The sequence below is a fragment of the Enterococcus sp. AZ063 genome (assembly GCF_051715045.1).
Taxonomy (GTDB): Bacteria; Bacillota; Bacilli; order Lactobacillales; family Enterococcaceae; genus Enterococcus_D; species Enterococcus_D casseliflavus.
Window position 1 is genome coordinate 1,153,965 of the sequence record NZ_JBIOTA010000001.1, and the last position, 12,116, is coordinate 1,166,080.

Here is a 12,116-nt window from a genome sequence, read left to right on the forward strand (position 1 = left end):
AAAGCATTGATATTGATGGCTTTGCCAGGTGTTGTCTGGTTTATCTTTTTTTTCTATATACCTGTATTCGCAAATGTGGTGGCGTTCAAAGATTTCCACATTTCACCAGACGGCTTTTTTGCCAGTTTGAAACAAAGCCCATGGGTCGGCTTTGATAACTTTAAATTTTTATTTGCATCTAATGATGCTTGGCTGATCACTAGAAATACCCTACTCTACAATATCGTATTTTTAGCATTCAACCTATTCTTTGCGATTGCCTTTGCCATTATTATGAGTGAGCTGCGCAATAAGCGCTTGGTAAAAGTGTATCACACGATGTCCCTGTTGCCGTACTTCCTTTCTTGGGTGGTTATTTCGTACTTTGTCTATGCCTTTTTGAGTCCAGACAAAGGGATCATTAACCAATGGATCACGGGTATGGGCGGTGAAGGAATCAACTGGTATGCTGATCCGAAATGGTGGCCGTTTATTTTCGTCTTTATGAATGTCTGGAAGAGCTTAGGCTACAACAGCATCATCTATTATGCGTCAGTGGTCGGGATCGATCAGACGTATTACGAAGCTGCGATGGTCGATGGCGCCAGCAAATGGCAGCAGATCAAAAATGTGACGTTGCCACAACTGATTCCAATGATTTCCGTCTTGTTGATTTTGAACATCGGTGGGATCTTCCGTGCCGACTTCGGACTTTTCTATCAAGTCCCACGAAACTCTGGGGCATTGTACCAAGTCACCTCCGTTTTAGATACGTACATTTATAATGGACTGACTGCCACAGGCGACTTCGGGATGACCGCAGCTGCCGGCCTTTATCAATCAGTGGTTGGGGCATTATTATTACTAACAGCGAATTTGGTTGTTCGTAAACTAGAACCAGATTCAGCATTATTCTAAGGAGGATGGATAAATGAAGAAAAAAGTAACGAAAGTCGAGATCCGCTCCTTTAACCCAACGGTCAACCTGATTTTTAATATCGTGATCGGTCTGTTCGCGATTTCCTGTGTCTTGCCGTTTCTCTTTGTGATCGCGATCTCATTGACCAGTGAAACCTCTTTGGCAGAAAACGGCTATCGCTTTTGGCCACAAGAATTTTCCTTCGCAGCATATACCTACCTGTTTAGCGGACAAATGAGCAGCAAAATTTTCCAAGCATTTGGCGTATCTATTTTTATCACTGTTTTTGGTACCTTCGTCAATGCAACGATGACTTCGCTATATGCCTATGTCATCTCTCGCTCAAATTTTCCATTCCGTCGGTTCTTTACGATCTTCGCTTTGATCACCATGTTGTTTGCGCCAGGGATGGTTGCCAATTACTTAGTGATGGTCAACTTGATCCAATTGAAAGACACGATTTGGGCATTGATTTTACCCCTTGCCTTAGGGCCTTTTAATATCCTTGTTATGCGGACCTTCTTTAAAAAGACGGTACCAGATAGTATTATAGAATCTGCACGCATCGACGGTGCCAGCGAAATGAAGATTTTTCTGTCCATCGTGTTGCCGTTAGCCGTTCCAGGGATCGCAACGATCAGTCTATTTGCCGCTCTTGGCTATTGGAACGACTGGTTCAATGCATTGTTGTATATTCAAAAAGACTCTTTAGTGCCGTTACAAGCACTTTTGATGCGGATTCAAAGCAACTTGGACTATCTAGCCAAAAGCTCCGGCATGGCTGCCCAGATCCAAGGCGGTTTGGCCGCTTTGCCAAGCGAAACTGCTCGCATGGCAATCGTTGTTGTTGCAACTTTACCGATTGCGATCACCTATCCATTCTTCCAACGGTATTTTGTCGGTGGTCTGACAATTGGTGGCGTCAAAGAATAATCAAATAAGTATAGGGAGGAAACAAAAATGAATTTGTGGAAAAAAACAGCTTTTGCTGGGATGGCCGCAGCGGCAACTTTGGGAATGGCTGCCTGTGGGTCGAACGGCGCAACATCTGATTCAGAAAACAATGCAGACGGCGTAACGACTTTATTGATGTATCAAGTCGGGGACAAGCCAGAAAACTTTGATCAATTGATGGAGATCGCCAATAAACGCATTGAAGAAAAAACCAACGCTCGCATCGATCTGCAGTACATCGGCTGGGGAGACTGGGATCAAAAAATGAGCACCATCATTTCATCGGGTGAAAACTACGATATTTCCTTTGCCTCAAATTACGTTGCGAATGCGCAAAAAGGCGCGTATGCAGATTTGACGGAGTTAGCACCAAAATATGCCAAAGAAGCGTATGATCAATTAGACGAATCTTATATCAAAGGCAATACGATCGACGGAAAATTATATGCCTTTCCAGTCAACGGCAATATTTATGCCCAACAAGTCTTGACCTTCAATAAAGAGTATTTAGATAAATATGATTTGGATATTAGCGGGATCGAATCTTATGCAGATGCCGAAGACGTGTTGAAGAAGTTTAAAGAAGAAGAACCAAACATCGCACCGTTTGCGATCGGACAAACCTTTAATGTTTCTGGAAACTATGATTATGTGATCGGGAAAGATTACCCATTTGCTGTTAAATTGGACGGCGATACAACGAAGATCATCAATCAATACGAAGATGATGAACAAATGGAAAACTTGAAATTGATGCACAAATGGTACAACGAAGGCTTGATCCCAACTGATGCAGCCACTAATACGACTGGTTACCCATTAGAAGGCAACACATGGTTCATGCGTGAAGAAACCCAAGGACCAATGGATTACGGCGATACGATCTTAAGCAATGCCGCAGGTCATGAATTGGTTTCACGTCCAATCACGAAACAATTAAAATCAACCGGACAAGCGCAAATGGCAAACTTTGTCGTAGCGAATGTTTCGAAAAACAAAGAAAAAGCAGTAGAAGTGTTGGGCTTGTTGAACAGCGATCCTGAATTGTTGAATGGATTAGTTTGGGGTGTCGAAGGCGAAGCATGGGAAAAAATCGAGGGCGAAGACAACAAAATCCGTCTCCTTGATGGCTACTTGCCAAATACCCGGATGGCTGCTTGGAACACTGGGAACAACATGATCCTTTATACACAAGAATCCATCACAGACGATATGATCAAAGAGCGTGATGAAAATATTGCTAACGCTGAAGCATCACCAATCTTAGGGTTCAACTTCAAGACTGATAATGTGAAAACAGAAATCACGAATATCGCCAATGTCATGAACCGTTACAAAGCAAGTTTAGCAACGGGAACGATCGATCCAGAAGAAAATGTTCCGAAACTAAACGAAGAATTAAAAACCGCTGGCTGGGAGAAGGTCCGCGATGAAATGCAAAAACAATTTGATGAGTATCGTGCAAGCCAAGAATAAGCAACAGGCGCCGCTCACCAATCAATAGATCAAGTAAGCCGGAGGCTAAACGCATCAGGACCAATGGTTCCCACGTCTAGCTTCTGGCTGCTTTTTCTTTAAAGTAAATAGCGAAATTTTTTGATGGAAAAATAACGTTACTTTTGTTTTTTAACCTTCAAGCAGCAAGCATGGAGCATCTAAAACGTACATAGCATTAAAAGATTCTCAGGTAGCTTGAGTAGGAAGCTAAAATCATGCTACATTTTCGATAGGGAACAAATAAGGGAGGAATTTTAAATGGAAGAAACAGCAAATAGTGGGTTGGTCAAGGGCTTTCGCTTGATTTGGGCGATCGTGAAGTTGAATTTGTTTTTCGTTGTATTGACATTGGCAGGTGGCGGAATCTTAGGGATCGGTCCAGCGTTTCATACCATTAGTACCTTGATCCACGAAGACGGTTTAAATTATGAGCATCAAAGCTTTCGCAGCGCATGGCGCATTTGGCGCAGCGTCTTTGTCAAAGCCAATAAACAGTTTTATCTTTTCTTCCTATTGACAGGTTTCTTAGTGTATAACTTGTATTTAGCTACCCAGATCCAAGGCTTGATTTGGCTGATGATCTCTTTTGTTTTAGTTGTCGTCAGCGGATTGAGTATCTTATTGTACTTACTAAGTGTGGTTTTTGACACATCCTATGAGATTTCCTTGTGGAATAACCTGAAATTGTCCTTCGTGTGTCTGTTTCTTCATATGGCGACCTTTCTAAAATTGTTAGTGGGGATTGCCAGTATTTTCGCTTTTACTTGGATGATGAAAGGGCTCTTGCTCTTTGGAACCTTCAGTCTATTGATTTTGTGGTGCCACGTGGCGATCAGTCAGGAAAAAACCGTCATTGATCGGGACTTGGCACATGACTAAGCAGCGCTTTCGTTTGTTTAAACATGACTTTTTGATCAATCAGTTGATGCAGTTGTATAGCGTCCTTTTGGTGATCATCTCGATTATTATCATGCTGGTTCTGACGGCATATACTGGGGCAGACCGCTTCAATAGCAGCGAACGCCTCGTGGAAGCTACCAGTATGCAGCTGGATGCATACGTGCAGGATCAAAACGCGGTCGTTTCAACGGTATTAGGCGAATTTACTAGTTCGGATACTGCTTTTGAATCGCTGCGCAATTATTTACAGCTTTCATTGCCAGACTATTTTTCCTATAGTAATGATATTTTTCGCCAGACGGGACAAAGTGTGTATTTGCCAAACATCCTCTATCGCTTGATCCGTAATCATCCTAGTATCGAAGAGATCATTATTCAACTAGATGAAAGCAATGAGACACTAGTGGCAACCCCAGATACCCCTTATGGAGAAAAACGCAGCGGCAAGCAGATCGATTTGAAAAATCGTCTGTTTTTTGTTCGTTCGATCGCCCAACCAAGTAATTATGCGCAACCGTTAGGGCAAGTCTACGTGATTTTTCACTCAGACGATGTCTTAGCCAATCGACAAGAAGACAACCAAGCGCATGGTATTAACAGTTTTTTGTATACCTCCAATGGTCAGCGGCTATACAAGGATGCCGCGAACCTTAGCAAGCAGACCTTAGCGAAAATTGATCAGGCGGTGGCTCATGGAACGATTCACGACACTCTGTCGAAAGACTTTTATATCAAAAAACAAACGACCGTCAGCGGAGAGTTGTCACTGATCTTGTTGTCAAAAGGCGTGATCTGGCGGGATATTTTTTCCAGCGCCATTTGGATTTTTAGCTTTGGGATTGGGATTCTCTTATTGGTCCTATGGGTGCTCCATCGGACCTTCAAGCGCTATACCTCGCAAGTACAGCAGATCGTCTATGCGACGAAAGAAGTCAGTCAAGGAAATTTTGATAAGCGGATCGATACCGCCAATGTCCAACAAGAGCTGAAAGAAATCGCAGAAGCCATCAATCAAATGACTTACAGTATCAACGAGTATATCAAAGACATCTACACGTTAGAGATCAAGCAGCGAGACGCCGATATGCGGGCGCTGCAAGCACAGATCAATCCGCATTTTCTGTATAACACGTTAGAATACATTCGAATGTATGCCTTGAGTCGCAACCAAGAAGAGCTGGCGGATGTCGTCTATGCCTTTTCGGCACTGCTACGGAACAATACGACGCAAGAAAAGACGAAGACCTTAAAAGAAGAAATCGATTTTTGTGAAAAATATGTCTACTTGTTTCAGATGCGCTACCCAGATAAGATCGCCTATCATGTAACCATCGATTCGGCATTAGAACAGTTGGAATTGCCGAAGTTCACGCTGCAGCCGCTTGTCGAAAACTATTTTGTTCACGGCATCGATTATCAGCGCAATGATAATGCCATCAGTATCAAGGCTTATAAAGAAGTCGATCAGATCGTGATTGAGGTCAAAGACAACGGCAAAGGCGCAGATGCACAGCAGTTGGCGATGATCCAAGAAGAACTGCAAAATCAGGAGATCGGAGCCCAAACCTCGATCGGGATCAAAAATGTTCACGAACGGTTGCGGGGCATGTTCAACAGCGCCTATCAAATGGACGTTACGTCTCAGGCAGGTGCTGGGTTTACGGTCAAGATCCGCTTAGATGAGAAACGTTTGCAAAGGGGGCATGAGACAGATGTATAAAGCAATGTTCGTTGATGATGAATACATGATCTTGCAGGGGCTGCAAATGATCTTGCCTTGGCAAGAACTGGGCTTTGAAGTGGTGCATACAGCGAAAAGTGCTAGTGAAGCCCTCGAGTACTTGCAAGAGCATTCCGTTGATTTGCTGATCACGGATATTCGGATGCCAGAAATGAATGGCATCGATATGATCCGCCAAGCACAAGCGTTTGGGAATCGATTTTTCTCGATCATTCTATCAGGCTATCAGGAGTTTGCCTTTGTCAAACAAGGCATGGCGTTAGGTGTGCGTAATTATCTCGTCAAACCTGTTAACAAAGAAGAACTACGCAGCAGTGTACAAGCAATTGCAGCTGAGTTAGAGGAGCAGCAAAAACTGTTGGCAGAAAAAGAACTGTATCAAGAATCAAGCCTGCTGCTTTGGTTGAATGATGAATTGAACGAAAGCGAGTACCTCCATTTGCTGGCGCAACAGCGGGTGCCACTAGCAGCACCCTTTACCGTTTTGCAGTTCAATGGGACTGCTGAGATCTTACAAAAAATCACGACGTTTTTTCAGCAACACGATCAGCCATTGATCTTACCAGGGCGATTAGATGAAAACCAAGTGATCATTACTGCTGCTGGACCAAGGCAGCAAATCAACGCTGATCTAAAAGCACTGGCACAGCAGCTCAATAGTACTGACTGGCAGTTGATTATGAGCGAGACCATCAACGAGTGGGAGAATTTGTATAAAGCCTATGAAAAAATCAAGCAGGTTCAGTCACTGCAAGCCTTCTACCCAGATCTGTTCTTACAAGAACAGACGATCCACGTGGATATTTTAGAGCGAAACGAAGAACTCCCGTTTCTGTCTTTTAACAAAGCACTGACCATTGGGGATGTCAAAACGATCCAACATGAGCTGGATAAAATGTTCGCTATTTTGGAACAAACCCAAGCAGACCCTGAGCATGTTCGCTATGTTTCGTTCTTGTTGTTCAACGATATTTATCGGCAGCTACCAGTACTTTCCCATGAAAACCATGAACAGATTTTGGCACGGATTCGGGAGTCTAATACACTGGCAGATTTGCGGCAGCTCTTTGATGATGTGCTGGAGCTGGCGAAATCGCAGCCACCGCAAAAACGCTATTCGGAGATCGTTCAAAAGACGATCCAACTGATCGAAGAAGGCTATACCCATGATTTGACGGTCAAATCAGCGGCAGAAGAACTGCATGTCAGCGTCGTTTATTTAGGCCAGCTATTTAAGAAAGAAACGGAAATGAGTTTTAATCAGTACGTCAATCTGGTGCGGATCAAGCAAGCCCAGCAGCTGCTGCTTCATTCGAAAGCCACGATCAGTGAGATAGGCGATCGTATTGGTTACAACAATACCAACTATTTTTCCAAAATGTTTAAGAAATTGAATGGTCTGACCCCCAAAGAGTTTCGCGATACCTATGAACAGCATTATGAATCCCTTGATTGAATTTAGATTTCTTCAAAAAAAATCTGGTTTTTGTGATTAAATGATAGTAATTGTGACGCTTTCACGGTAAACTAAGAGAGGAAAAATAAAGAAGAGAGCGTGATGTTGTGAAAGAAACCAAAAAATTTGCACAAGTTTTGATAGGTACCGGGCTGATTGCGTTGGCCATTTCCTTATTGATCACCGCCCATCAAGGTTATGATACGATCAGTACGTTTTTACTAGGAATTTTGAATTTCGTCGATGTCCCTTTTTGGATTGCCAGTTTGTGTTTTAATATTATTGTTTTGTTGATCGTTGCAGTCTTTGATCGTGCCGAATTAGGCATTGGCAGTTTTATCAATGGGATTGGCTTAGGCCTGTTGATTGGGATCTTTGAACCAGTGATGGACAAAGTATCGATTCATTTGCCTTTTTATCCTTGGATCGCTATTTTCGCAGCACCGATCTTATTTGGGATCGGCGCTGGTATCTACGTTTCTTCCAACAAGGGATCAGCGGCGTTAGAAGCCTTGACTGCCTTGATCTACAAACGAAGCAAATTGACGCAAAAAACGATCCGTATCGGCTTGGATGCAGCCATGGTCTTGATCGGTTTTGCGCTAGGCGCCAGTGTTGGGTTAGGTACTCTCTTGTGTATCGTCTTTATTGGCCCAATCTTTGAAGCGACCATGAAAACCATCGCTGCTCGGAAGAAAAACGCCTAGCCTTGAGAATAAGTCGGAAAAAGCTGTCTGTGAGGACAGCTTTTTTGCTGCTTCCATTTAAGGGAATTATCTGAAGGAAGAAAAATCCTGATTTCCTTAAGATTCTCTGGGTAAAAAAAGTGTTTTCTCCATGGTTACTGTCTTATTGGACTTGGTATACTGATAAGACGAGTAAAGGAGAAGTGAAAATGAAAAGTTATCGTTCGACGATTGCGGCTTGCTTTGTAGGGTACATCGTTCAAGCTGTCATCAATAATTTTGCCCCCTTATTATTTTTGACCTTTCAAAGCCAATACCAGCTACCGATCAGCCAGATTACTTTGCTGGTTAGTTTTAACTTTTTGACCCAGTTAGCCGTCGATTTTGCAGCAATCTTTTTTGTAGACCGCATCGGCTATCGAGTGTCGATCGTAGCCGCGCACTTTTTTGCAGCGATCGGCTTGATTGGTCTAGCCGTTTTTCCCTTATGGTTTTCGACCCCGTTTAGCGGATTGTTAGCAGCGGTTTTGTTGTATGCCATTGGCGGTGGCTTGCTGGAAGTCTTAGTCAGTCCCATCGTTGAAGCCTGTCCAACGGAACATAAGGAAAAAACGATGAGCATGCTGCACTCGTTTTATTGCTGGGGGTACGTGGGGGTCGTTTTGTTCTCAACGGCGTTCTTCATGGTGTTCGGTATTCAACAGTGGCCGATTTTGGCGATCATCTGGGCACTGATCCCGTTGGTCAATTTGTTTTTCTTTACCAAAGTCCCGTTGGCGCCAATCGTTGCCGAAGGAGAACGAGGGTTGACCACTCGGCAGCTCTTTTCCTTGAAAAGCTTTTGGCTGTTTCTGGTGATGATGGTCTGTGCTGGAGCCAGCGAACAAGCAGTCAGCCAATGGGCATCGACCTTTGCCGAACAGGGCTTAGGCGTTAGTAAGACGCTAGGCGATTTAGCAGGGCCAATGGTTTTTGCCTTGATGATGGGGATCTCCCGCTTGCTTTACGGCAAGTTTGGGGAACGCATCGATTTGAAACGCTTTATGTTTTTGAGTGTTTTGCTTTGCCTACTGGCGTATATGATGATCGGCTTTGCTTCATTGCCATTGATCGGGTTCCTTGGCTGCGGCTTAAGCGGTTTTGCCGTAGGGATCATGTGGCCAGGGGTCTTTAGTCTTTCTGCGCAATACATTCGCAACGGCGGAACGGCGCTATTTGCTTATTTGGCATTAGCAGGAGATTTAGGGTGTTCAATCGGACCCGCTGTCGTCGGCAGTATCGTCGAATGGACGGGACAACAGTTGCAGGTTGGGATTCTAGGGGCGATCGTTTTCCCGATCATCTTGCTGGCAGGAATTTATTTGGTTCAACAAATGCACAAAAAACGACAGCTTCCGTTGCTGGTTTTTCAAGAATCCACAAAAGAATAAAAAAATTTTGGAGCAAATGCCGTCTTTTCATGGTATTTGCTTTTTGTTTTCTGAAATTCCTCTAGTCAAGATAGTTTCTATCCGCTATACTTTGACTTATTCATTTAAAAAGGAAGTGATGTTGTGAAAAGTCAATTGAAAAAAGAAATCAGTTTTTTTGGGGCATTATCGACAGTAATGGGAACGGTGATCGGCGCCGGCGTGTTTTTCAAAGCAGCGGCTGTGGTCCAGCAGACCCAATCCACCGGTTTGACCTTGTTGGTCTGGCTGCTTGCCGGCTTTCTAACGATTTGCGGCGGTTTGACGGTGGCGGAGTTAGCGACGGCGATTCCTGAGACTGGCGGACCCATTCGATATATTGAAAGAATTTATGGGAAATTACCCTCCTTTTTATTAGGCTGGGCACAAAGTATCATTTACTTTCCAGCAAACGTGGCGGCTTTAAGTATTATTTTTGCGACCCAGTGTTTGAACTTATTTCATCTACCCAGCAATTATTTGCTTCCTTTATCGATTTTGACCGGAACGAGTGTGACCTTGATCAATCTTTTGGGAACAAAAGCCGCTGCTCAAGTCCAGTCCGTCACGTTAGCAGTCAAGCTGATTCCGATTGCGGTGATCATCGTGGCGGGCCTGTTGACACCAGGGCAAGTATCGGTCTCATTGGTGGATTTTTCTTCCAATACTCAAGGATCGCTTGCAGCTGGCATCAGTAGTGCCCTCTTAGCAACCCTTTTTGCTTATGACGGCTGGATGGGAGTCGGTAATGTCGCTGGGGAAATGAAGCGACCCGAAAAAGATTTACCAAAAGCCATCATCTTTGGGTTGAGTTTTGTTACCTTGGTGTATGTGTTGATCAATGTTGCCTTTTTAAAAACATTGCCGATCGATCAAATCGCTGGTAATTTGAACAGTGCTTCAGAAACTGCGATGGCCTTGTTTGGCAGCTTTGGCGGAAAACTGGTCACGATCGGTATCCTGATCTCTGTGTATGGCGCATTGAACGGCTATACAATGACTGGCTTGCGGGTCCCATATGCCATGGCGTTGGAAGATGAGATTCCTTTCAGCAAGACCTTTGCCACTTTAAGTAAAACCACCAATGCACCCTATGCGGCGGCTTTTTTACAATTAGGGATCGCGTGTATCATGATGCTTTTAGGCACCTTTGATCTCTTGACCGATATGCTGGTTTTTGTTATGTGGTTCTTTAGTGTATTATTATTTGTAGGAGTTTTTCGTTTGCGAAAAACAGAACCGCAGATGAAGCGTCCGTATAAAGTTCCCTTCTATCCAATCATTCCCTTGATTGCGATCTTAGGTGGCTGTTTTATCTTGATTATGACCTTGATCACTGATACGTGGTTAGCAGTCGTGGGAATTGGCGTGACGCTACTAGGAATTCCCGTTTTTTATGGAAAAGCAAAAGGAAAAGCGAGAGGAGCGAAAGAATGAAGATCGTTGTACTTGATGGCTATGCGTTGAATCCAGGAGATTTGTCTTGGCAAGGGTTTGAAGAATTAGGAGAGGTGACGGTGTATGATCGTACCTCGTATACAGATAAACAAGAAATTATTGAGCGAATCGGCGATGCCGAAGCAATTTTGACAAATAAAACGCCGATCACCGCAGATGTGCTCAAAGCATGTCCGCAATTGACCTACATTGGGGTCTTGGCAACTGGATACAATGTCGTTGATTTGGCAGCAGCGAAGGAACAGGGAATCACCGTGACCAATATTCCTAGCTACAGTACCAATGCAGTGGCACAAGCGACCTTTGCTTTGCTGCTGGAAGTGACGAATCAAGTGGGACACCATAATCGTTCCGTGCATCAGGGCGACTGGCAAATCAGCAAAGATTTTTCTTATTGGCAGACACCATTGATGGAATTGGCAGGCAAAACGATTGGGCTGATTGGATATGGTGCGATTGCTCAAGCCGTTGCCACGATCGCTCATGCGTTTCAGTTGAAGGTGATCTACTTTAATCATCGACCAAAACCAGCACAAGCGGATTGGGCAAAACAAGTTTCGCTGGCGGAATTGTATCAAGAAGCAGATATCATCAGCCTTCATGTTCCGCAGTTTCCTGAGACAGAAAAAATGATCGATCGCACCGCATTGGCACAAATGAAATCTTCTGCGATCCTGATCAATACCGCCCGTGGCGGCTTGATCGATGAAGCGGCAGTTGCTGAAGCGCTGAAAACCGGGCAGATCGCAGCCTTGGCGGCAGATGTCGTCTCGAAAGAACCGATTGCAGCGGACAATCCCTTGTTGCAAGCACCAAATTGCTATTTGACGCCGCATATCGCTTGGGCGCCAGTCGAAACCCGACGTCGTTTGATGGGGATCGCTGTGGCGAACTTAAGCGGCTTTAAAGCAGGTACAGCGCAAAATGTCGTGTAAGCAAAACGAGCAATTAAAAGGACTTTGACAAAGCAGGCGACTAGCAAAGCAGTTAGTATCGCCAACACAGTAACCATTTCGACCAGTCAGCCAGCCTCACAAGGTGATTGGTCGTAGGACTGGTGGTTTGTCTAAGTCTTTTT

The 12,116-nt window shown here is 44.2% G+C and carries 10 protein-coding genes; all 10 read left to right on the forward strand.

Annotated features, from left to right (window positions below):
- The first annotated feature begins 15 nt into the window (after positions 1 to 15).
- Positions 16 to 897, forward strand: a complete 882-nt coding sequence (locus IGK61_RS05330; RefSeq protein WP_086294872.1) for an ABC transporter permease — start codon at positions 16 to 18, stop codon at positions 895 to 897.
- Positions 898 to 910: 13 nt separating this feature from the next.
- Positions 911 to 1,831: a carbohydrate ABC transporter permease gene (locus IGK61_RS05335; protein ID WP_005225516.1), complete on the forward strand. Its 921-nt coding sequence runs from the start codon at positions 911 to 913 to the stop codon at positions 1,829 to 1,831.
- A gap of 27 nt (positions 1,832 to 1,858) precedes the next feature.
- The gene (locus IGK61_RS05340; protein ID WP_005225517.1) at positions 1,859 to 3,328 is read left to right on the forward strand and encodes an ABC transporter substrate-binding protein; all 1,470 of its coding nucleotides are present in this window, start codon (positions 1,859 to 1,861) and stop codon (positions 3,326 to 3,328) included.
- Positions 3,329 to 3,607: 279 nt separating this feature from the next.
- Positions 3,608 to 4,228, forward strand: a complete 621-nt coding sequence (locus IGK61_RS05345; RefSeq protein WP_074535016.1) for a DUF624 domain-containing protein — start codon at positions 3,608 to 3,610, stop codon at positions 4,226 to 4,228.
- On the forward strand, positions 4,221 to 5,969 hold the full coding sequence (locus IGK61_RS05350; protein WP_074535017.1) for a sensor histidine kinase: 1,749 nt from the start codon (positions 4,221 to 4,223) through the stop codon (positions 5,967 to 5,969). Before IGK61_RS05345 ends, IGK61_RS05350 begins: the two co-directional genes overlap by 8 nt.
- Positions 5,962 to 7,446 (forward strand): response regulator transcription factor, encoded by a 1,485-nt coding sequence (locus IGK61_RS05355; protein WP_005225520.1) that lies wholly within the window; start codon positions 5,962 to 5,964, stop codon positions 7,444 to 7,446. Before IGK61_RS05350 ends, IGK61_RS05355 begins: the two co-directional genes overlap by 8 nt.
- A gap of 107 nt (positions 7,447 to 7,553) precedes the next feature.
- Positions 7,554 to 8,153 carry a YczE/YyaS/YitT family protein gene (locus tag IGK61_RS05360; RefSeq protein WP_005225521.1) on the forward strand — a complete coding sequence of 200 codons (600 nt, stop codon included), beginning with the start codon at positions 7,554 to 7,556 and terminating at the stop codon, positions 8,151 to 8,153.
- Positions 8,154 to 8,341: 188 nt separating this feature from the next.
- Positions 8,342 to 9,562: an MFS transporter gene (locus IGK61_RS05365; protein WP_074535018.1), complete on the forward strand. Its 1,221-nt coding sequence runs from the start codon at positions 8,342 to 8,344 to the stop codon at positions 9,560 to 9,562.
- 123 nt (positions 9,563 to 9,685) lie between these two features.
- On the forward strand, positions 9,686 to 11,017 hold the full coding sequence (locus tag IGK61_RS05370) for an APC family permease (protein ID WP_010747783.1): 1,332 nt from the start codon (positions 9,686 to 9,688) through the stop codon (positions 11,015 to 11,017).
- Positions 11,014 to 11,973, forward strand: coding sequence for a D-2-hydroxyacid dehydrogenase (locus IGK61_RS05375; RefSeq protein ID WP_074535019.1), 960 nt, complete (start codon positions 11,014 to 11,016; stop codon positions 11,971 to 11,973). The genes IGK61_RS05370 and IGK61_RS05375 overlap by 4 nt, the downstream gene beginning before the upstream one ends.
- Positions 11,974 to 12,116 lie beyond the last annotated feature (143 nt).

What these genes read in the sequence shown, in the direction of transcription:
- IGK61_RS05375 (WP_074535019.1), top strand. Translation starts at nt 11,014, where the DNA reads ATGAAGATCGTTGTACTTGATGGCTATGCGTTGAATCCAGGAGATTTG.
- IGK61_RS05350 (WP_074535017.1), top strand. Translation starts at nt 4,221, where the DNA reads ATGACTAAGCAGCGCTTTCGTTTGTTTAAACATGACTTTTTGATCAAT.
- IGK61_RS05355 (WP_005225520.1), top strand. Translation starts at nt 5,962, where the DNA reads ATGTATAAAGCAATGTTCGTTGATGATGAATACATGATCTTGCAGGGG.
- IGK61_RS05330 (WP_086294872.1), top strand. Translation starts at nt 16, where the DNA reads ATGGCTTTGCCAGGTGTTGTCTGGTTTATCTTTTTTTTCTATATACCT.
- IGK61_RS05335 (WP_005225516.1), top strand. Translation starts at nt 911, where the DNA reads ATGAAGAAAAAAGTAACGAAAGTCGAGATCCGCTCCTTTAACCCAACG.
- IGK61_RS05365 (WP_074535018.1), top strand. Translation starts at nt 8,342, where the DNA reads ATGAAAAGTTATCGTTCGACGATTGCGGCTTGCTTTGTAGGGTACATC.
- IGK61_RS05345 (WP_074535016.1), top strand. Translation starts at nt 3,608, where the DNA reads ATGGAAGAAACAGCAAATAGTGGGTTGGTCAAGGGCTTTCGCTTGATT.
- IGK61_RS05340 (WP_005225517.1), top strand. Translation starts at nt 1,859, where the DNA reads ATGAATTTGTGGAAAAAAACAGCTTTTGCTGGGATGGCCGCAGCGGCA.